Annotated in this window: 19 protein-coding genes and 1 pseudogene; 18 read left to right on the top strand and 2 right to left on the bottom strand. The window is 63.3% G+C overall.

Going from position 1 to position 20,224, the window contains the following annotated elements; genetic code table 11:
- Positions 1-43: 43 nt before the first annotated feature.
- Together Q0562_RS02515 and Q0562_RS02510 are read right to left on the bottom strand one after the other, a co-directional pair.
- Positions 44-2,908 (bottom strand): DNA translocase FtsK, encoded by a 2,865-nt coding sequence (locus Q0562_RS02515; protein WP_298640698.1) that lies wholly within the window; start codon positions 2,906-2,908, stop codon positions 44-46.
- Positions 2,909-3,031: 123 nt separating this feature from the next.
- A complete protein-coding gene (locus tag Q0562_RS02510) occupies positions 3,032-3,646 on the bottom strand; it encodes a copper resistance protein NlpE (RefSeq protein WP_298640696.1) in 615 nt (204 codons plus the stop codon).
- Here Q0562_RS02510 and Q0562_RS02505 point away from each other — a divergent pair.
- The 18 genes and pseudogenes from Q0562_RS02505 to serC all read left to right on the top strand — a co-directional run bounded on the left by Q0562_RS02505 (position 3,645) and on the right by serC (position 20,116).
- Positions 3,645-7,016, top strand: a complete 3,372-nt coding sequence (locus Q0562_RS02505) for an AAA family ATPase (RefSeq protein WP_298640694.1) — start codon at positions 3,645-3,647, stop codon at positions 7,014-7,016. The two genes, Q0562_RS02510 and Q0562_RS02505, sit on opposite strands and share 2 nt — an antisense overlap.
- A 158-nt stretch (positions 7,017-7,174) precedes the next feature.
- Positions 7,175-7,762: an NAD(P)H-binding protein gene (locus Q0562_RS02500; RefSeq protein WP_298640691.1), complete on the top strand. Its 588-nt coding sequence runs from the start codon at positions 7,175-7,177 to the stop codon at positions 7,760-7,762.
- 2 nt (positions 7,763-7,764) lie between these two features.
- Positions 7,765-9,183, top strand: coding sequence for an MFS transporter (locus Q0562_RS02495; protein ID WP_298640689.1), 1,419 nt, complete (start codon positions 7,765-7,767; stop codon positions 9,181-9,183).
- Positions 9,184-9,341: 158 nt separating this feature from the next.
- The gene (locus Q0562_RS02490) at positions 9,342-10,070 is read left to right on the top strand and encodes an NAD(P)-binding domain-containing protein (RefSeq protein ID WP_298640688.1); all 729 of its coding nucleotides are present in this window, start codon (positions 9,342-9,344) and stop codon (positions 10,068-10,070) included.
- 4 nt (positions 10,071-10,074) lie between these two features.
- Positions 10,075-10,536 carry a nuclear transport factor 2 family protein gene (locus Q0562_RS02485; RefSeq protein WP_298640685.1) on the top strand — a complete coding sequence of 154 codons (462 nt, stop codon included), beginning with the start codon at positions 10,075-10,077 and terminating at the stop codon, positions 10,534-10,536.
- 109 nt (positions 10,537-10,645) lie between these two features.
- Positions 10,646-11,253: pseudogene (locus Q0562_RS13705) on the top strand (aldo/keto reductase); the annotation flags it as partial.
- Positions 11,244-11,567, top strand: coding sequence for an aldo/keto reductase (locus Q0562_RS13700; RefSeq protein WP_366144679.1), 324 nt, complete (start codon positions 11,244-11,246; stop codon positions 11,565-11,567). The pseudogene Q0562_RS13705 and the gene Q0562_RS13700, both read left to right, overlap by 10 nt.
- Positions 11,568-11,573: 6 nt before the next feature.
- A complete protein-coding gene (locus Q0562_RS02470) occupies positions 11,574-11,801 on the top strand; it encodes a hypothetical protein (protein ID WP_298640682.1) in 228 nt (75 codons plus the stop codon).
- A gap of 96 nt (positions 11,802-11,897) precedes the next feature.
- Positions 11,898-12,776: a GIY-YIG nuclease family protein gene (locus tag Q0562_RS02465; protein WP_298640679.1), complete on the top strand. Its 879-nt coding sequence runs from the start codon at positions 11,898-11,900 to the stop codon at positions 12,774-12,776.
- A 78-nt stretch (positions 12,777-12,854) separates the two neighbouring features.
- Positions 12,855-13,520: a serine O-acetyltransferase gene (cysE, locus tag Q0562_RS02460; protein ID WP_298640677.1), complete on the top strand. Its 666-nt coding sequence runs from the start codon at positions 12,855-12,857 to the stop codon at positions 13,518-13,520.
- Complete coding sequence (locus Q0562_RS02455; protein WP_298640675.1) at positions 13,507-14,655, top strand: aminotransferase class V-fold PLP-dependent enzyme; 1,149 nt, start codon at positions 13,507-13,509, stop codon at positions 14,653-14,655. Before cysE ends, Q0562_RS02455 begins: the two co-directional genes overlap by 14 nt.
- A complete protein-coding gene (locus tag Q0562_RS02450) occupies positions 14,642-15,427 on the top strand; it encodes a threonine/serine exporter family protein (RefSeq protein ID WP_298640673.1) in 786 nt (261 codons plus the stop codon). Before Q0562_RS02455 ends, Q0562_RS02450 begins: the two co-directional genes overlap by 14 nt.
- A gap of 17 nt (positions 15,428-15,444) precedes the next feature.
- Positions 15,445-15,912, top strand: coding sequence for a threonine/serine exporter family protein (locus Q0562_RS02445; RefSeq protein WP_366144678.1), 468 nt, complete (start codon positions 15,445-15,447; stop codon positions 15,910-15,912).
- Positions 15,913-15,931: 19 nt separating this feature from the next.
- Complete coding sequence (locus Q0562_RS02440; RefSeq protein WP_298640670.1) at positions 15,932-17,335, top strand: DASS family sodium-coupled anion symporter; 1,404 nt, start codon at positions 15,932-15,934, stop codon at positions 17,333-17,335.
- Between the two features lie 254 nt (positions 17,336-17,589).
- On the top strand, positions 17,590-18,375 hold the full coding sequence (locus Q0562_RS02435) for a hypothetical protein (RefSeq protein WP_298640668.1): 786 nt from the start codon (positions 17,590-17,592) through the stop codon (positions 18,373-18,375).
- The gene (locus Q0562_RS02430) at positions 18,335-18,640 is read left to right on the top strand and encodes a hypothetical protein (RefSeq protein ID WP_298640784.1); all 306 of its coding nucleotides are present in this window, start codon (positions 18,335-18,337) and stop codon (positions 18,638-18,640) included. The genes Q0562_RS02435 and Q0562_RS02430 overlap by 41 nt, the downstream gene beginning before the upstream one ends.
- A complete protein-coding gene (locus tag Q0562_RS02425; RefSeq protein WP_298640666.1) occupies positions 18,630-19,007 on the top strand; it encodes a hypothetical protein in 378 nt (125 codons plus the stop codon). The genes Q0562_RS02430 and Q0562_RS02425 overlap by 11 nt, the downstream gene beginning before the upstream one ends.
- 32 nt (positions 19,008-19,039) lie before the next feature.
- On the top strand, positions 19,040-20,116 hold the full coding sequence (gene serC / locus Q0562_RS02420) for a 3-phosphoserine/phosphohydroxythreonine transaminase (RefSeq protein ID WP_298640663.1): 1,077 nt from the start codon (positions 19,040-19,042) through the stop codon (positions 20,114-20,116).
- Positions 20,117-20,224 lie beyond the last annotated feature (108 nt).

Below are 20,224 nucleotides of genomic sequence, written 5' to 3'. Positions count from 1 at the left end.
GGGAGCGGGGTTTACTGCCGCTTTGGCGGCAGGTGACGGGCTTTTAATAGTCGTCGCCGCCTGCGCCGCCGGTGGTGAGAACTTTGCGCACGCCTTTGTGATCCGGCGGGGAGACGAGGCCGGCGCGCTCCATGACGTCCACCATGCGCGCGGCGCGGTTGTAGCCGATGCTGAGGTGGCGTTGCAGGCCGGAGATGGAGGCTTTGCCGGATTCGATGACGACTTGCACGGCCTGGTCGTAGAGCGGGTCGAGTTCGGCGTCGTCGCTATCTTTGCCGCCTGCGCCGCCGTTGCCATTGTTTGCAGCGGCGGGGGCAAGGATGGCGTCTTCGTAGTCGGGCTCGCCCTGGGTTTTGAGGTAGGTGGTGAGGCGGTCCACTTCCTGGTCGTCGATGTAGGCGCCGTGCACACGGCGCGCGCCACCGACGCCGGGCGAGAGGAAGAGCATGTCGCCGTTGCCGAGCAGGGTTTCCGCGCCCTGGCCGTTCAGGATGGTGCGCGAGTCGATTTTGGAGGAAACCTGGAAGGCGATGCGCGTCGGAATGTTGGATTTGATGAGGCCGGTGATGACGTCCACGGAAGGGCGCTGGGTGGCGAGGATGAGGTGGATGCCTGCCGCGCGTGCTTTTTGCGCGATGCGGGCGATGAGTTGTTCGACGTTTTTGCCGGCGACCATCATGAGGTCGGCGAGTTCGTCGATGACGATGACGATGTAGGGCAGGGTTTTCAGCACGGGCGGCTGGTTGGCGAGGCCGATGTAGAGGGCGGGGTCAACGGTTGGGTCGGTGATGTGTTCGCCGCGCGCTTCGGCTTCGCGGATGACTTTGTTGAATTCGTCCATTTTCCGCACTTTGAAGGCGACCATGAGCTGGTAGCGGCGTTCCATTTCGGCCACCGCCCAGCGCAGGGCGTTTTCGGCATCGCTCATGTCGGTAACGACCGGGGTGAGCAGGTGCGGGATGTCGCGGTACATGGCGAGTTCGACGGTTTTCGGGTCGACCAGGATGAGTTTGAGTTCGTCCGGCCTGGATTTGTACAGCATGCTGGCGAGGATGACGTTGATGCCGACGGATTTGCCCGAGCCGGTGGTGCCGGCGACGAGGAGGTGCGGCATTTTGCCGAGGTTGGTGATGACGGGTTTGCCGCTGATGTCGGAACCGAGGACGACGGTGAGCGGCGAGGTTTCTTTCTGGTATTGCGGCGATTCGAGGACGCCGCGCAGCGGCACCATTTCCCGCTTGCGGTTCGGGATTTCGAGGCCGATGAAGGGGCGGCCGGGGATGACTTCGACGACGCGCACGCTGGGCACGGAGAGGAGGCGGGCGATATCGCGGTCGAGGTTGGTGATGGAGCTGACTTTGATGCCCGGCGCAAGCGAGAGTTCGATGCAGGTAACGACGGGGCCAACGGTGATGTTTTCGACGCGCACGCTGAGTTTGTAGTTTTTCAGCGCCTGTTCGACCTGCATCGCCATTTCATCGAGTTCTTCATCGCTGTAATCGGCAACGGCGGTGGTGCCCGGGTTAAGGAGGCTCAGATCGGGCAGTCGGTAGGGTGGTTTGGCAGGCGGGGCGGTGATGGGCGCGGGCGCGGCGCGGTTGGCGGTGAAGGGGATGCCGCTGCCGGCGACACTGTTCAGGCGGACGCGCAGTTGCGGTTCGTGGCGGGTGCCGGCATTTTCTTCCGCTGTGTCTTCGGGCGCGGCGTGGCCGCCGTCTTCATCGAGGGCGGCGAAGTCTTCTTCGTCCATGTCGCCGAGGTCGTCATCGTTGACCGGGTCGTTGACGGCGGCCGGATAGGCGTCGCTTTCTTCGCTGCGCAGCGGCAGGCCCGCATTCTGACGGCGGGCGAAGTAGTCGCTTTTCGGGCGGTATCCGTCTTCTTCTGCGGCGGGTGCGGCGGGCTCTGCGGCGGCGTTCTGCGCCTTGTAATGCGCCCAGCTGATGTTCGGCTCGCTGCGCTGCGGCGGGCTGTCTTCTTCCGGCGGGGTATAGCGCGGCGGGGCGCGGAAGGACGGCGGTTCGTTGTCGTCAAAATGGTTCATGCCGCTCAGGTCGTAAGGATTGTGGTTTTGCGGCGGGCGCGGCGGCACGCTCTGCATCACCGGGGTATGCGGCGCGCGCGCGCTGCGGCGCTGTTTCGCTTTATTGATGACGTTCAGCAGGCGCTCGCGCAACTTGGGCAGGATGGCGGCAGCAGCCGATGCCGCCGTGTCGCCGTCGGATGCTTCGTCATCACGCGGTGAGGCAAACACGCCGGGACGGTATGTGCCTGCCGGGGCGGTTTGGTGCGCGCGGCGGTAACCGTCAATTTTTTGCCGCACCCAGTTATAGAGATTCACGCCCCATTGCCCGACGGTATCGAGCACTTTGGCCCAGTTCAGCTCGGCCAACAGGGTAATGCCGATGAAAAACAGCAGGGTATAGATGCTCATCACCAGTTGCACCGGCCACATTTTCAGCAGCTCGATGGTGATTTTCTGTCCGACCACGCCGCCGCCGGTCATGGCCAGCGAATTGATGGCGACATCGCAATGCAGCGACAGCATCCCGCACAGCGAGACAATGGAAATCACCAGGGCAAAGCATTTCCAAATCATCAATTCGGTATCGAGATGCGCGCGGCACACGCTCTGCCAGCCGATAAGCGCCATGCCGACAGGCAGCAGGTAGGCGGCGTAACCAAGCAGGGAAAGCAGCGCGTCAGCGGTGTACGCGCCGGGCTTGCCGAGGAAATGCAGGGTTTCCTGCGCGTCGCCGGAAGTGCTCCAGCCCGGATCAGTGTTGTGATAGCCGAAGAGCACCAGGAGCAGCACAAACGCGGCGGCAATAGAGAGAATGAACCATAAATCGGAAATGCCACGGCGCAAATGATAACGCCAGCTATCGGTCGGGGTGGGAGAAGACATAAGGCGAGTTAATTTTGCTAAGACGTAATAAAGGACAGCATTGTAAAAAAATACCGGCGGCTTTACCACAGAAAAACCCGCCCGGCGATTGCGGGGCGGGTGCGGGAAAAGCGGCGTTCGTGCCTACATCACCGCATCTTTCATCAACTGAAACGCTTCCGGATTGGCGGTGGGAATCTGTTCACCGTTGGGCAGGCGCATTTCCAGATGATCGGGGTGCACGCGGAAAATCTTGCGCTGCCCCTCGCTGTCGATCGCGATATGGCTGCCGTCCGGCAGCCACTCGAAGCGCCCCTTGCTGGTGCGGTCCTTGTCTTCGACGCCGAGCATGCGGGTGCGGATCTGGTACGACATATCCGGCTTCAAGACGATCATCGTCGCCACGCCCTCGCAGGACGCGCACGGCAGAATACCCTGATACGTCCCCGGCCACTGCACCGTCTGCCGGGCATTCTCGACCACCGCCGTGTCGCCGCGCCTGACCGGGCGCACCATCACATCATCATCCTTTTTGCCCGAAGACGAACAGCCGCTGATGACGGCGAGCAGACACAACAGAAGAAAAAAACGGTTCAGCATGACAAAAAAATCCGAAAAACGACGGCGGCACATAATAAAAAAAAACCGCCGCCGCGCAAGTATCAAAAAGGCCACATCCTGTTGTAAACGCGAAACAAAACCGCCGGAACGGGATGCGTATAATACGCGCCCTTTGACCACGGACAGCCAAGCCGCCATGCACCTCACCGCCATCCGCCTCGCCGGATTCAAATCCTTTGCCGACAACACCACCTTCCCGGTGGACGCGCCCGTGACCGGCATCATCGGCCCGAACGGCTGCGGCAAATCCAACATCATCGACGCCGTGCGCTGGGTGCTGGGCGAAACCGCCGCCAAACAACTGCGCGGCCAGGCGATGACCGACATCATCTTTGCCGGCGCGGCGAACCGGCGGGCGGCGGGCATGGCGAGCGTCGCCCTGCATTTCGACAACAGCGACGGCAGTGCGGGCGGCGCCTTTGCCGACTACGCCGAACTCGTCATCGCGCGCAAAGTCGGCAGCGACGGCCAGTCCCAATACCTCATCAACAACAAACGCGTCAGGCGGCGCGACATCGTCGAACTCCTGCAAGGCACCGGCGTCGGCGCGCGCAGCTACGCCGTCATCGAACAGGGCATGATCAGCCGCATCATCGAAGCCAAACCCGAAGAACTGCGCAGCTACATCGAAGAAGCGGCGGGCATCGCCCACTACAAAACGCGGCGCAAAGAAAGCGAAGCGCGCATGAACGACGTGCGCGAACACCTCACCCGCCACGACGACCGCCTGCAACAACTCGGCAAACAGCGCGACAAACTCGCGCAAGAAGCCGCCACCGCCCGGCAGTGGCGCGACCTCAACCAGCAACAGCAACACCTCGCGCACCGCCTGCAAAGCTGGCAATACCACCAAACCCAACGTCAGCTGGACGCCGCTCAAACCCAATACCAAGAAGACCGCGCCGCCCTCGAAGACCTCTTCGCCCACAGCGGCATCGACGAAACCCGCCTCGCCGCCCTCGAACAACAACACACCGCCGCCAAAGAAGCACACAAAAACGCCGAAAACGCCGCCCTGCAAAGCGCCGCCCAACTCGCGCAACTGCGCCGCACCCTCGAAACAGACCGCCAGAGCCAACAGCACCTCGCGCAAAACGCGCGCGAACACGAAACCCGCCTCGCCCGCCTGCGCCAACAAAGCGGCGAAGACCACGACCAGCAACAACAGCATCGCAGCGAAATCGCACGCCTCGAAGCCCAACTCACCGCCGAACGCCCCGCCCACGACAGCGCCCGCGCCGCCCTCGACAGCGCCCGTGCCGCCACCGAAACCCTGCGCCACAAACTCGACGCCGCCCGCGAAACCCGTCACCACGCCGAAAACCGCCACTACACCGCCGAACACCGCCTGCACGACGCCGAAAACCAATACCGCCGCCTCGAACAACGCCGCGCCGAACCCGTCGAACCAACCGGCGAAGACGACAACGAGCCAGGCGAAACCCTCGCCCTCGAACAAGAAACCCTCGCCATCGCCCTCGAAACCACCGCCGAAACCCTCGCCGCCGCCGCAGACGCCGTCGAAACCGCGCAAGCGGCATACGACCACGGCGAACAACAACTGCGCCAGCAACACACCCAGCGCGAACGCCAACAAACCGAACTCGACACCCTGCGCCGCCTGCAACCGCCGCCCGCCGCCGACGGCGGCGCCCCCGGTGTCCCGCATCTCGGCGACCACCTGCGCGTCGAACCCGCCTGGCAAACCGCCATCGGCCGCCACCTCGGCGACCGCCTGCATGCCAGCATCGGCGCCGCCCACTGGCAACACGCCCTCACCCACGGCCACCCCCAACTGAGCGGCGGCGGTGTCCCCGCCGCCTGGCAACCCTACCTCGCCAGCGACGCCGACCTGCACCCCTGGCTCGGCCACCTGCAACCACTCGCCAAACACGACCGCGACATCCAGCCGGACGACCTCGCCGACGGCATCCAATACCTCACCCTCGACGGCAGCAGCATCAGCCGCAGCAGCGTCCAGCCCGCCCCCGCCGCCGACGACCGGCTCGCCCGGCAAAACCGCATCAACACCCTCGAAGCCGCCCTCGCCGCCGGCGAAACCGCCCTGCGCACCCTCGAAACCGCGCATCAGGCGCACCGCGACACCCTCGCCGCCGCCACCGCCCGCCTCGACACCCTCCGCCAACAGCACCAGCAACAAAAACAACAACAACACGACCTCGCCCACCGCCTCGCCCTCAGCCGCCAGCAACAACAACACCGCGCCACCCTGCGCGCCCAGCAACAACGCGCCGCCGCCACCCTCGCCGAAGACATCGCCGCCGCCGCGCAAAACCTCGCCCAAGCCCAGGAAGAACACCGGCAGGCCCAACGCGCCCTCGCCGCCCTGCCGCCCATCCACGAACTCGAAAACGAATACCGGGCGCTGCACGCCCACTACCAGCAAACCGCGCGCACCGCCCAGCAACACGAAGAAAACCGCCGCGCCGCCGAAACCGCCCTCGAACAACACCGCGCCCACCTCGCCGCCGGCGAAAAACAGCAAACCCGCCTCGCCGAAGACATCGCCGCCAGCGAAACCGCCCTCGCCACACTACACGAACAACTCGAAACCCTCGCCCTCACCCTCGAAGAAAACCACCTCAGCCTCGAAACCCACGAACAAACCCACGCCGCAAACGAACAACAGCGCGCCGAAGCCGCACAAGCCCTCGAAAAAACCGCCCACGAACTGCACCACGAACAAGAAGCCCGGCGCGAACGCGACCACCGCCGCCAACTCGCCGAAGAACGCCTGCAACACCACCAACAACAAATCGAACAACTGCACCAGCAACAACAGCGCATCATCGCCGAACTTCTCAGCGACAACCACGAACCCCTGCCGGAAGCCGCCGAAGACGAAGCCGCGCTCAACGCCGACATCCGCGCCCTCAAACAACAAAAAGAAGCACTCGGCGCGGTCAACCTCGCCGCCATCACCGACTACGACAGCGCCGAAAACGAATACAGCGCGCTTGCCGCCCAATGCCGCGACCTGCGCGACACCCTGGCGCTGCTCGCAGAAGCCATTGACAAACTCGACGACGAAACCCGCAGCCGCCTGCAAGAAACCCTGGACATCGTCAACCGCCATTTCGCCAACCTCTTCCCCATCCTCTTTCGCGGCGGCGAAGCCGAACTCGCCTGGACGGAAGGCGACATACTGGATGCCGGCATCACCATCGCCGTGCGCCCGCCCGGCAAAAAAGTCAAAAACCTGAGCGTCCTCTCCGGCGGCGAAAAAGCCCTCACCGCCCTCGCCCTCGTCTTCGCCCTCTTCCGCCTGAACCCCGCGCCCTTCTGCCTCCTGGACGAAGTGGACGCGCCGCTCGATGATGCGAACGTTGGCCGCCTCAGCAACCTCCTGCGCGACATGGCGGCGCAGACCCAATTCATCGTTATCACCCACCGCAAACGCACCATGCAAACCTGCGACCACCTCATCGGCGTCACCATGAGCGAACCGGGCGTCTCCCGCCTCGTCGCCGTGCAATTCGCCGAATGACGCCGGATTTCTGTGGGCGCACCGCTTGCCGAGTTCGTCCTGTGCCTTTCCTTTATTGATGAACCCCGTTCATAAGCCCTAGCGATGCCGCCTGCTTTTTCCGCCCGCCGCATCCGCCTACAATTCCCGCCGGACCCGCCGATGGAGCCGTTCATCCCATGTCCCGACAACGCATTTTCATCCCCGGTGCAGGCGGCAGTCTCGCCCGCGCCGTCATTCCCGTGCTGCTCGCCGAAACCGATGCCCACCTCACCCTGTATTTGCGCAATGCCGCCCGCCTTGCCCATCCCGCCTCCGACCGCGTCACTGTCAGCGAGGGCGATGTGCTTGATACGGCGCACCTCACCGCCGCGCTTGCCGGGCAGACCCTGGTCTATGCCAACCTCGCGGGCGTTCTCGAAGCCCTCGCCCGCAGCACCGTTGCCGCGATGGACGCGGCGGGGGTCAAGCGGCTGGTTTGGGTCAGTTCGATGGGCATTTATAACGAGACGGGCGAGAAGCACGGCGCGGTGCTTGATCCTTACAGGCAAAGCGCGGCGATTGTCGAAGCCTCCGGTCTTGATTACACCATCATCCGCCCGGGCCGGTTTACCAACAGCCCCGCCGTGGATTACCGCTTGACGCAGAAGGGCGAGGCGTTTCGCGGGCACGAGGTCAGCCGCCGCAGCATCGCCGATCTCATCAGCAAAATCGCGCAAAATCCCGCATTGCACCGCCGTGAAAGTCTCGGCATCGCGCGGGTGTAGCCATGTTTGCCCGGCTGCAACGCCTTACCGCCGCCCGCCTCGGTGAATGGCGCGCCCTGCTCTGGGCGTTCCTTTATGTGCTGGCGCTGTTCCTCGCCTATTACGTGCTGCGCCCTATTCGTGACGAGTTCGGCGCATCCGGCGGCACGCGCAATCTGCCGTGGCTGTTCACTGCCACTCTCGGCGCGATGCTCACCCTCACCCCGCTCTATGGACATCTGGTCAAACGCTTTCCGCGCGAACGCTTCATCGCGCTCGCCTACCGCTTTTTCATGCTGAACCTGCTCGTCTTCGCCGCGCTGCTTTACAAGGGCGGCGACCAGGTGCTGCTGTGGACGGGACGGGTATTCTTCGTCTGGCTGTCGGTGTTCAACCTCTTCGTCGTCTCGGTGTTCTGGTCGCTGGCGGTTGATGTCTTCGACGGCGAACAGGGCAAACGCCTCTTCGGTTATCTCGCCGCCGGGGCGACGCTGGGCGGCTTGCTGGGCTCGGCGCTGGTCAGCCGGTTTTCCCACGAGGTCAGCCCCTATGCCCTGCTGCTGCTCGCCACCCTGCTGCTGGAAGTGGCGGTGCAGGCGGCGCGACGCCTGTCGCGAGAAAACGTGCGCACACAAGCCGCCGCCCCGCCTGCGGAAAACATCGGCGGCAGCGTCTGGGCGGGATTGCACAACACCGTGCGCTCGCCCTATCTGCTCGGCATCGCCGCCTTCATCCTGCTTTATTCCGTCACCTCCACCATCCTCTACTTCCAGCAGGCGGAGATCGTCAACGCCCATTACAGCGAGCGCGCCGCGCGCACCGCCTTTTTCGCCAACATCGATCTGTGGGTGAACAGCCTCACCCTCGCCTGCCAATTGCTGCTCACCGGGCAACTGGCGCGCCGCCTCGGCGTCATCGCCGTGCTGATCATCCTGCCGCTGACCGGCGCCATCGGCTTTGCCGCCCTCGCCCTCACACCGACGGTTGCCGTCTTCGTCGCCGTGCAGGTGGCGCGGCGGGTCAGCAACTTCGCCCTCGCCCGTCCGGCGCGGGAAATCCTTTACACCCGCCTCTCGCGCGAAGACCGCTACAAGGCGAAGAACTTCATCAACACCGTCGTGTACCGCAGCGGCGACCAGATTGGCAGCTGGGGCTACGCCGGTTTGCAGGCGCTGCACCTCGGCCTCGCGCAGATAGCGTGGCTGGCCGTGCCGCTGTGCCTCGCTTGGGCGGGACTCAGCGTGTGTGGCTGGGAAAGCCATTTACCAAATCCTCGCGCGCGGGTGAGGCATGAAAATAAAGCCTCCCCACAGAGGCGTTACTTGCCCGACGACGTTCCCGCAGGGCGGCATCAGCCCGCCACATCCGTATTCATGACGAACCGGAAGCCGACATTATGGAGAAACCCGGCATTGACGCCGCCGGGTGGATTTCGCCGCTGACGCGGCGCTACGCGCCCTTTACGCCGCCCGGCGGCTTTTTATCGCTCGCAACCGCGATTGATGAAAACACTTCATAAGCCCTAGCGACGCCGCCGCCTTTATCCCCCGCTGCGCCGCCCCTACCATGACGCCATCCACCCACAACACCGGAGATACACATGAACATGAACCGTCGCACCCTGCTCGGCACCCTCGCCGCCGCATCCGCCCTTGCCGTCCTGCCGCTGGGCAGCCTCGCCGCGCCGAACCCGACCAAACGCCCGCTGAAAATCGGCATCATCGGCGCGGGCTGGCTCGGCGGCACTGTGGGCCGCGCCTGGGTCGCCGCCGGCCACGAGGTGATGTTCTCGGCGCGCGACCTCGACAAACTGCGCCGCGAAAACGGCCACCTCGGCGAGCGCGCAAAAATCGGTACACCCGCCGAAGCGGCGCAATTCGGCGACGTCTTGCTCTTCGCCCTGCCGTATGACGTCCTGCCGGAAGTCGGGCAGCAACTCGCCCCTTACATCCGGGGCAAAATCGTGCTCGATGCGATGAACCCCTCCGGCGGCAGCGCCCTCGAACAGCGCGCCAAAAAAGAAACCGGCGGCTCCATCGGCCTGCTCACCGCCAAACTGCTGCCCGGCGCGCGCGTTGCCCGCGTCTTCAGCTCGGTCGATGCCACGCAAATCGAATCCTCCGCCAACAGCACGGCGCACGCGCTGGCGGTGCCGCTTACCGCCGACGATCCGGAAGCACTGACGACCGCCGAACAACTGGTGCGGGATGCGGGCTGCGACCCCGTCGTCGTCGGCAAACTGAGCGAATCCACCCGCTACCAGCGCGACGGTTACGCCTTCCGCGTCCACACCGACGCCGCCGATATGCGCCGCCACCTGAAACTGTAAGCCGATGAAACCCCTCGCGACCCTCCTCCTCGCCGCCCTGCTTGCGGGCGGCACCCCGGCCACCGCCGCCCCACCACCGGAAACCGCCATGCCGAGCCAAACCGCCGCCGACCGGGAACTCACCGCGCTCTACCGCGCCTTCAACCAAGCGATGACCGCCGCCGACACCGTGACGCTGGACGCGATGCTCACCCCTGACTTCACCCTGACCCACATGACCGGCTACATCCAGCCCCGCGCCGAATGGCTGGAACACATCCGCAGCGGACAAATGCGCTACCGGCAGATAGACGAAGTGAGCGTTCAGGCGGAAGCCGACGGCGCGTCCGGCCGCATCATCGGCCGGGCCTGGAACACCGCCCACATCTGGGGCATGGAAGGCCGCTGGCCGCTGCAACTGGACATCACCGTCATCAAAGAAAACGGCCAGTGGAAAATCGCCAAAGCCGTCGCCAGCACCTTCTGACCACGCCGCTTGGCGGCCATCCAGGAACCCCGTATCTGTCCCGCTTGTCGCAAGCGGCACAGACCAACCGCAGCAGCGACAAAACCCATCCCACCCACAGGAGCCCGCCATGAAAAGACGACCCGCCACTCTGCTCATCGTCCTCGGCCTCGGCAGCGCCGCCCTCGCGCAGACCGTCCCGACCGCCGCGACGGAAAACAAAGCCCCGGCCTTCAACCCCGGCAGCCGCAGCGTCACCCTCAACGACGGCCACACCATGCCCATCATCGGCCTCGGCGTCTTCACCCTCAGCGACGCCGACGCCGAAGCCGCCGTTCTCGCCGCGCTCAAAGACGGCTACCGCCTCATCGACACCGCCCACATCTACGGCAACGAAGAAGCCGTCGGCCGCGCCATCAAAAAATCCGGCGTACCGCGCGCGAACATCTTCCTCACCAGCAAACTGTGGACGGACGACTTCGCCAACGCCCCCGCCGAAATCAACGCCATGCTGAAACGCTCGACACCGACTACATCGACCTCGTGCTGCTGCACCATCCCGCGCCGCACGACAGCGATGCCTACACGGCGATGGAAAACGCCGTCAAAGCGGGCAAAATCCGCTCCATCGGCCTCTCCAACTACTACGAAAAAGAAATCGCCGCCATCATGAAAAACGCGACCATCCCGCCCGCCGTCGTGCAAAACGAAACCCATCCCTACAACCAGTGGCGCGCCCTCAAACCCACCCTCGCGCGCTACGGCACCGTGCTGGAAACCTGGTACCCGCTCGGCGGCCGCAACCGCTATGGCAAAGGCGGCACACAAACCCTGTTCAAAGACCCGGTCATCGCCGCGCTGGCAGAAAACACGGCAAAACCCCGGCACAAATCATCCTGCGCTGGCACATCCAGGACGGCAACATCGCCATCCCCGGCTCGCGCAACCCGAAACACATCAAAGAAAACATCGACATCTTCGACTTCAGCCTGAGCGACGACATGGCAAAAATCCGTGCCCTGGACAAAGCCGAACGCTTTTCGACCTTCTAGGGGCAGTTGACATTCGACCTGCGCAGCGGATTTTTGCGGCAAAAACGGCAGATGCAAGGCAAAAAGCGCAGTAAGGTTGGACACCTTGCGCGCATTTGTAACGCGGCAGCTGCCGGATTTTGGCCGAAAAGCCGCCGCAACGTTGAGTGTCAACAAACCCTAATACCAAAATCAAAAAATAACTTGCCATATGGCGGGCTTCAGCCCGCCGAAACCATGCGGATGGTGGGCTGAAACCCGCCCTGCGAACGTCGTTTTATTTCTTGGGATTAGTATGACAGAGGCCGGGCGGCGCAAATACCGGGCCCGTCATCAAAGGATAACGCCGTATTGAGCGATGAAGCATTGCTTGCCGAATTGGCGGATATACGGCAGGATGCCGGGGATGATATTACCCGCCTGACCCATGTCCGTCCCTATCATGCACCGGAATTTATTGCCGAAAGGCAGCCGTGTCGGGATTTCGATTTATTCGCCCCGCTCTTTGCCGCTGTGCGCCGGGATTTGCAGGATGGCGTGCGGGCTGCCAAACCGTTCAAGAAGGATGCCGGCATTCGGGTGCGCATCGAGCAGGGGGATTTTTTTATCCTCAGCGGGCAAATGGCTTATGTTGCCGCCGTCGGCGAGATTTTTGAAAATCAGAGCGGCCATGAGGATGCCCGCCTGCGGGTGATTTTTGATAACCGGACGGAAAGCGCCATGCTGCGGCGTTCGTTGCAGCGTGCTTTATATAAGGATGACGGCGGACGCCGTATTGCTATGCGCGGGGATGATGGCGCGCTGTTTGGCGATAGTGCGGAAGATGAAGATGTGGCGAGCGGTACGATTTATGTCTTGCGCAGTTTGTCCACAGATGCCTATATTGCGAAAAACCGGGAATTGATTCACAAGATTGGCGTGACCGGTGGCGAGGTCAAAACGCGTATTGCCCATGCCGGGCATGATGCCACTTTTTTGTTGGCGGATGTGGAAATCGTCGCCGAGTATCGGTTGGCCAATATCAATCCGTGGCGGCTGGAAAAATTATTGCATCAGGTATTTGCCGCCGCACAACTCGATATTGCGATTAGCGACCGCTTCGGCAATCCGGTGCAGCCCAAAGAATGGTTTCTCGTGCCGCTGCCGATGATTCATGAAGCGGTGCAAAGAATCCGCGACGGCAGTATTACCAAAGTGCGCTACGACCCGGCCAGCGCCGCGTTTGTCTGATGCGCCCTGCCCCGCTATATAATCGCGCCCTGTTTTTCCTGCGGGCGACCGCTTTATTCTGCATAACGAGGCGATGATATGAACTGGTTCCAATTGGTACGCGAGGATTTTTCCGTGGTGTTCGCGCGTGATCCGGCGGTGCGCAGCCGCTGGGCGGTGCTGACCCTGCATTCGGGTTTCCGCGCCGTGGTGCATTACCGCATGCAGCACGCGCTGTGGGGGCTCGGCCTGCACTGGCTGGCGCGCTGGCTGTCGCTGTGGTCGCGCTGGACGACGGGGGTGGAGATTCATCCGGCGGTGCGCGTCGGGCGGCGTTTTTTTATTGATCACGGCATGGGCATCGTCATCGGCGAGACGGCGGAGCTTGGCGACGATGTCAGTATGTATCAGGGGGTAACGCTCGGCGGCACGACCTGGAACGAAGGCAAGCGTCACCCCACCATTGGCTCGAATGTCATCCTCGGCGCGGGTGCGAAGGTGCTCGGCGCGGTTACGGTGCATGATCATGCCCGCGTTGGCAGCAACGCAGTGGTGGTGAAGGATGTGGAGTCGTACACGACGGTGGTCGGCGTCCCCGCGCGGGCGGTGCGCATCCGTAATGAAGACGGCGAGAAGTTTGAGGCTTATGCGGTCGGGCATGATGCGCCCGATCCGGTGATGACGATGCTGGAGCAGTTAAGCGAGCGCGTGGCGAAGCTGGAAGCGGAAAACGCGGCGTTGAGGCAGGGCCATGGCCGCAATTGACGGCAGCCTTGACGGCTGGGCGTATTTTGATTTTGCCGCGACGGTGCCGGTGACTGAGGCAGCGCTCGCGGTATTCGTCGAGACGTTATCCCGCTTCCCTGCCAACACCGGCGCGACTTATGCCCCCGGCCTTGCCGCCAGACAGGCGCTGGAAGCGGCGCGGGCGCAGTTTGCAGCGGTCATCCATGCCGACCCGCGCGAGGTGGTCTTCACCAGCGGCGCAACGGAGGCGGATAACCTCGCCCTGAAAGGCGCGCTGTGGTACCACGGCGTCAAGCAGCCGCATCTGCTCACGGTGCAGACGGAGCACAAGGCGGTGCTGGATACGGCGGCAGCGTTGGCGAAAACAGCGAAGGTGACGGTGCTGCCGGTGCAGCGCGACGGTCTGCTGGATATGGACGCCCTCAATGCCGCCTTGCAAACCGCGCCGACGCTGGTTAGCGTCATGGCCGTGAATAATGAAACGGGCGTGGTGCAGCCACTTGCCGCGATTGCCGCCCGTGTCCATGCGGCGGGGGCGAAATTCCATGTGGACGCGGCGCAGGCGCTGGGCAAGTTGCCGGTGGACGTGCGCGCCTGGGATGCCGACCTGGTCAGCTTTTCCGGGCACAAATGCGGCGCGCCGCAGGGTATCGGTGCGCTCTTTGTGCGCCGCCTGCCGAAAATGCGTTTGCAGGCGCTGGCTCACGGCGGCGGGCAGGAACGCAGCCGCCGCAGCGGCACATCACCGCTGGCGTTGATACGCGCCTTTGTCGCTGCTGCCGCGCAGGCGGAAGCAGGACGCGAGGCGAACGGGGCAACGGTTGCCGCCAGGCGCGCGCAACTGCTCGCCGCCCTACCGGCGTTCATGCACGTGAACGTGCCGCCGCAGACGCCGCAAGTGCCGCATATCGTGAATCTCTTTACCGGTGTACCCTCAGGCGAGGCGCTGCGTCAGGCGGATGCGGCGCAGATTGCGCTGGCAGCGGGCTCGGCCTGCACTTCTGCCGCAGAAGGGTCACACGTCTTGCAGGCGATGGGGCTGCATGACGCAGCGGCGCACAGCCTGCGCATCAGCCTGTCGCATACCACATCAAGCGGGGATGTGTCCCGCCTGATGGCGTTTTTGGAGGCACTTGCCCATGATCATTCTTGATGAAGAGGCGCAGCACGACGTGACCCGCCTGTGCATTCAGGCGGCGCTGCTGCTCCTGCAATACGGCGCGGAAAGCAAGGTGGTGGTCGATGTTTCGACCCGCCTCGGCTACGCGCTGGGGGCGACGCGCGTCGATTGCGCGCTTACCGCCAATTCCATCGTTTTCACCACCCTGTTCAACCACTTCTGCATCACCACCGCGCGGCGCAATGTTGATCGCGGCGTGAACATGACCGTGGTCAGCGAGGTGCAGCGCATCATGCTCGCCGCCGAAAACGGCGAGATGGACCGCGCCGCCGTGCACGATGCGCTCACCAGTCTGCAACCGCGCAGCTACCCGCCGCAGCTCGTGCTTTTCATGGTGGCGCTGTCCTGCGCCTGCTTCGCACGGCTCTCCGGCGGCGACTGGGCGGTGTGCGGCCTCACCTTCGCCGCCAGCCTGTGCGGGATGCGGCTGCGGCAATGGCTGGCCGGGCTGCATTTCAACATGGCGCTGGTCTTCATGGCGACCGCCTTCCTCACCAGCCTGATTGCCGGCCTCGGCGTGCGTTACCACATCGGCAACGACCCGCATATCGCGATGGCCGCTGCCGTACTGATGCTCGTTCCCGGCTTCCCGCTGATCAACTCGCTTTCCGACGTGCTGAAAGGCTACATGAACATGGGCATCGGCCGCTGGGCGCTCGCCACCGTGCTCACCCTCGGCACCTGCCTCGGCATCGTCTCGGCGCTGGCGCTGCTCGGTATCGACAACTGGAGCGGCGGCGTATGATGGACGGCATGAACCCGCTGGAAATCCTCCTTCTGCTCGTAAACGACGCCTGCTTTGCCGCCGTGCCGGCGGTCGGCTTCGCCCTGCTCTTCAACGTGCCGCTGCGCGCGCTCAAATTCTGTGCCGCCCTCGGTGCACTCGGCCACAGCACGCGCACCGCGCTGCAACTGCTCGACGTCAGCCCCATCTTCGCCACCTTCTTCGCCGCCTCGCTGATTGGCGCGCTCGGCGTGTGGCTGGCGCGCAGATACCACCGAGCCCACCCCAAAGTGTTCACCGTCGCCGCCGTCATCCCGATGTTCCCCGGCCTCTCCGCCTACCGCGCCATGCTGGCGCTGGTGCTCATCGAAAAAGAAGGCTACTCGCCGGAACGCTTCGCGACGATGGTCGAACAATTCGTGCAAACCGGCTTCCTGCTCGCCGCGCTCGTCTTCGGCCTGGCGTTGCCGGGGCTACTGTACTACCGCCAAAAACCCGTTGTCTAACCAACCCTCAGGAGATCCTATGAAACCACGCAACCCCAACAGCATTTTCGCCCTGCCGCCGGAGGCGACAAAGCGCATCTTCCTCTTCGCCGCCTCGCTCGCCATCGCCCTCGTGCTGATGCTTGTGACCGCCGGCGACAATTTCACCTACGCGCAGCACTGCGTGCTCTTCCTGCTCTACTTCGCCGTGCTGCTGTGGGTGACAGAGGCGGCCGCGCCGTTTGCCGTCGGCATCTTCATCGTCGGCTTCCTCGTCTTCGCCCTCGGCAAAGAAGACGGCATCAACGTCGATATTTACGTGCGCAAATGGTCGGACAGCATCATCATCCTCTTCCTCGGCGGCTTCTTCCTCGCCGAAGGCATGAAAAAAACCCGCCTCGACTACAAACTGCTGCAAAAACTCCTGCCGCATTTCGGGCGGCAATCGCGCTACGTCCTGCTCGGCCTCATGCTCGCCACCGCCTGCATCTCCATGCTGATGAGCAACACCGCCACCACCGCGATGATGATCGCAACCGCCGCCCCCCTCTACACCAATGCCAAGAGCAACTTCGCCCGCGCCCTGCTGCTCGGCATCCCCGCCGCCGCCTCCATCGGCGGCATCGGCACCCCGGTCGGCTCGCCGCCAAACGCCATCACCATGGGCGCGCTGGCCGGACAGGGCATCCACATCTCCTTCCCCGGCTGGATGCTCGTTGGCATGCCGCTTGCCATCGTCCTCACCCTCGTCTTCTGGCGCATCCTCGTCAGCGCCTACCAGGTCGGCAGCGAAAAACTCGACACCGCCTTCCTCTACGCCGAACCCGACGCGCCGCGTGAAGTCAGCAAACTGCAAGAAATCATCACCCTCATCATCCTCGTGCTGACCCTGTTCCTGTGGCTGGCAGGCAAAAAATTCGGCATCCCTGTCGCCGTTGCCTCCGGCATCCCGATTGCCGGCCTGACGCTCACCGGCGTCCTCACCGGCAAAGACGTGCGCGCCCTGCCGTGGGACACCCTGATGCTGGTCGCCGGCGGCCTCGCTCTGGGCCTTGCCATCGAAGAACACCATCTCGCCAACTACTACGTCGAAAAACTGCAACACATCCACGTCAATTTCTACCTGCTCGTCATCCTCTTCGCCCTCGTCACCGTCGGCCTCTCCAACTTCATGAGCAACACGGCGGCGACCGCTATCCTCGTCCCCGTCGCCCTCTCCTCGGCGGCCATCGCCGGCAACGCCAACCCGCTCATCCTGCCGCTGGTCATCGGCCTCTCGGCATCGTGTGCGCTGTTCCTGCCGGTCTCCACCCCGCCGAACGCCATCGCTTACAGCACCGGATTGCTCAAACAGTCCGAATTCCGCCTGGGCGGTATCAGCATCGGCCTGATCGGCCCCGTCCTCATCATCCTCTGGGTCTTCGCCACCGTGCACTGGCTGTAAACGCGTGACAAAAAACCGCGCCCCGGCGCGGTTTTTTCCTTCGCCCTTGCCCAGGAACAACGCCCGGCGGAATGACCGCGCACTTCCCCGTTTTTGCGACGTTGCAGGCAACGTCTCCACAAAAGCCGGAAATTCAGTACCGCCGCTGCGGCAGGCCGTAAAAATTCGTCCGCCGACACCTGCCACAAAAATTTGCGCCCCATCACCGCGCGCGTTACCGTGCCGCCCATAACAACGCACCCGCAACCGCCATCATGAAAACCAACGACCCCTACCGGGCGGCACTCGCCGCCATCCTTCCCCGGCAAACCACCAACATCGCCCGCCATACCCTTGCCAGCGGTGAAACCGTCTGGGTACGTAAAGCAGGGAAAAGTATCCCGCAGTGGCGCTATACCCTGATCGGCTACTTCGCCGCCATTTTCCACCTCAATGCGCTCAAACCCGTGCCCAATCCCGGTGGCCGCGCCGTCATCGCGACCGAGGCCGGGCGGCTGCAAACCCTGGAAGCGCACGGTATCCACGTGCCGCATCTGCTCGCGCGCACGGCGGACGGCATCATGTTCACCCACCTCGGCGAACACACCCTGCTGGAGCGCATCGAACACGAAGCCGACGACCTCGCCCGCTGGCAACAGGGTCTCGCCGCCATCCGCGCCGTGCATGAACGCGGGCAATACCTGAGCGAACCCTTTGCGCGCAACATCATCGCCTGCCCCGACGGCACCACCGGCTTCATCGACTTTGAAGAAGACCCCGGACAGTACCTGCCCTTCACCGCCTGCGAAAGCCGCGACTACCTCTGCTACCTGCAATCCACCGCCATCATCCTCAAACAGCGCGGCCACCTCGACGCCGCCGTCCGCCTCTGGCACGAACACAGCCTGAGCCTGCCGCCCGCCGTCGTGCACGACATCCACGCCGCCGTGCGCCCGCTCCTGTGGATGCGCTGCCTGCATCACCCCCGCTGGGGCAAAGACCCGCTGCGCCTCGCGGCGCTTGCCGAACTCTTCCACCACGAACATCAAACATACGCCTGACCGTCTGTGCGGCGAAGAGAGAAAACCACCGGAAAAGACAGTTAAACTAGCGCCGCAACAACACCAACAAACCCTGGACTTGCCAATGAAAAAATTACACAACATTTTGGATGGCATGGGCATTCTCGGAGAAATCCTGACCCGGCCACCGACATACCCCGATTTTCGCAACGGTTTCGACAAAGACCGCGCTGCCCTGCGGCAGGATATGCAGCAAATTGTGCGTGAGATGAACCGGCAGATACACAAATCCTATGGCAAATAAAAATACCCGCCTTGAAGCACGTAACCGACAGGGAAATGAGCTGCGAGTATCACATACAGAATTAGACAGCCCGGTTTTAGACGTCAATGCGTTAGAGCGATTGCATCAATTTCGGCCTGACATTGTGGATTTCGTCATCGAACAAACCAAGGCGGAAGCCGAATTTCGCCGCAAACAGGAAGGACGTATGCTTTGGCTGACATTCATTGAGCGTATGAGCGGTATTCTGCTTGCCGCCTCCGTATGCGCAGGCGGCATCATCGGCGCATTCTTTGCAGCACAATATCAGCATGAAAAACTTGCTATCTCCATTGTCGTCAGTTGCATAGGAACGCTTGCGGTCGCTTCCTTGCGTCGCAAACACTGAATCCATCCCCCGAAACCCAAAGAGAGGCTCCCATGACCCACCGCATCTACAACTTCACCGCCGGACCCTGCACCCTGCCGCTGGCCGTCCTCGAAGCCGCCCAGGCCGAACTGCTCGACTTCCAGGGCTGCGGCATGTCCGTGCTGGAAATCAGCCACCGCAGCAAACGTTTCGAAGCCGTGCACGAAGAAACCCTGGCGCTCGCGCAAGAACTCATCGCTGCGCCCGCCGACTTCCAGCCGTTGTTACTGCCCGGCGGCGCGCACCAACAATTCGACATGATCCCGCTCAACCTGCTCGCCGACGGCGGCTGCGCCGCCTACATCAACAGCGGCATCTGGGCGGAAAAAGCACTGAAAGAAGCGCAGCGTGTTGGCGATGCCCGCGAAATCTGGACGGGGCGCGCGAACGGTTTCACCACCCTGCCGGATGCCCTGCCGCCGCTGCCCGCCGATTGCCGCTACCTCTACCTCACCAGCAACGAAACCATCAGCGGCGTGCAATACCGCGACTACCCGACCGCCACCGTGCCGCTGGTTATCGACGCCTCCTCCGACTACTACACCCGCGCCATCCCTTGGGAGCGCTGCGCCATCGTCTATGGCGGCGTGCAGAAAAACCTCGCCCCGGCAGGTCTCGCCCTCGTTTTCGTCCGCCGCGACCTCATCAAAGACCACCCGCGTGTACCCAAATTCCTCACCTACGCGGCGCATGCGGCGGCGAACAGCCTGTTCAATACCCCGCCGACCTGGCAAATCTACATGCTGAACAAAGTCCTGCACTGGATTAAAGATAGTGGCGGCATCGCCCACTTTGAAGCGGAAAGCATCGCCAAATCCGGCCTGCTTTACGCCTATATCGACCAAAGCGGCTACTACCGCAACGACATACCGCCCGCCTGCCGCTCGCGCACCAACGTGACCTTCCGCACACCCTCGCCCGAACTCGACACCCGCTTCTGGCAAGAAGCCGAAGCACAAGGCTTCGCCGGGCTGAAAGGCCACAAACTGCTCGGCGGCCTGCGCGCCAGCCTCTACAACGCCATGCCCATCGAAGGCGTGCGGGCGCTCATCGGCTACATGCAAACCTTCGCGGAGAAGAACGCGTAAAGATAAAAGATAAAGCCCCCTTCCCCCGCTTGCGAGGGAAGAGGCTTCCCTTTGCAGAGTAGAGATTTCTCCGCTTGCCAAAACATGCCGCCCCATGCCCCGGCGGCA

This window comes from uncultured Cardiobacterium sp. (assembly GCF_938028825.1).
Taxonomy (GTDB): domain Bacteria; phylum Pseudomonadota; class Gammaproteobacteria; order Cardiobacteriales; family Cardiobacteriaceae; genus Cardiobacterium.
Note: the sequence above shows the minus strand (reverse complement) of the source record. Positions and strands in the feature narration are given on the sequence as shown.

What these genes read in the sequence shown, in the direction of transcription:
- Q0562_RS02515 (WP_298640698.1), bottom strand. Translation starts at nt 2,908, where the DNA reads ATGTCTTCTCCCACCCCGACCGATAGCTGGCGTTATCATTTGCGCCGT.
- Q0562_RS02505 (WP_298640694.1), top strand. Translation starts at nt 3,645, where the DNA reads ATGCACCTCACCGCCATCCGCCTCGCCGGATTCAAATCCTTTGCCGAC.
- Q0562_RS02510 (WP_298640696.1), bottom strand. Translation starts at nt 3,646, where the DNA reads ATGGCGGCTTGGCTGTCCGTGGTCAAAGGGCGCGTATTATACGCATCC.
- Q0562_RS02500 (WP_298640691.1), top strand. Translation starts at nt 7,175, where the DNA reads ATGTCCCGACAACGCATTTTCATCCCCGGTGCAGGCGGCAGTCTCGCC.
- Q0562_RS02495 (WP_298640689.1), top strand. Translation starts at nt 7,765, where the DNA reads ATGTTTGCCCGGCTGCAACGCCTTACCGCCGCCCGCCTCGGTGAATGG.
- Q0562_RS02490 (WP_298640688.1), top strand. Translation starts at nt 9,342, where the DNA reads ATGAACATGAACCGTCGCACCCTGCTCGGCACCCTCGCCGCCGCATCC.
- Q0562_RS02485 (WP_298640685.1), top strand. Translation starts at nt 10,075, where the DNA reads ATGAAACCCCTCGCGACCCTCCTCCTCGCCGCCCTGCTTGCGGGCGGC.
- cysE (WP_298640677.1), top strand. Translation starts at nt 12,855, where the DNA reads ATGAACTGGTTCCAATTGGTACGCGAGGATTTTTCCGTGGTGTTCGCG.
- Q0562_RS02455 (WP_298640675.1), top strand. Translation starts at nt 13,507, where the DNA reads ATGGCCGCAATTGACGGCAGCCTTGACGGCTGGGCGTATTTTGATTTT.
- Q0562_RS02450 (WP_298640673.1), top strand. Translation starts at nt 14,642, where the DNA reads ATGATCATTCTTGATGAAGAGGCGCAGCACGACGTGACCCGCCTGTGC.
- Q0562_RS02440 (WP_298640670.1), top strand. Translation starts at nt 15,932, where the DNA reads ATGAAACCACGCAACCCCAACAGCATTTTCGCCCTGCCGCCGGAGGCG.
- Q0562_RS02435 (WP_298640668.1), top strand. Translation starts at nt 17,590, where the DNA reads ATGAAAACCAACGACCCCTACCGGGCGGCACTCGCCGCCATCCTTCCC.
- Q0562_RS02425 (WP_298640666.1), top strand. Translation starts at nt 18,630, where the DNA reads ATGGCAAATAAAAATACCCGCCTTGAAGCACGTAACCGACAGGGAAAT.
- serC (WP_298640663.1), top strand. Translation starts at nt 19,040, where the DNA reads ATGACCCACCGCATCTACAACTTCACCGCCGGACCCTGCACCCTGCCG.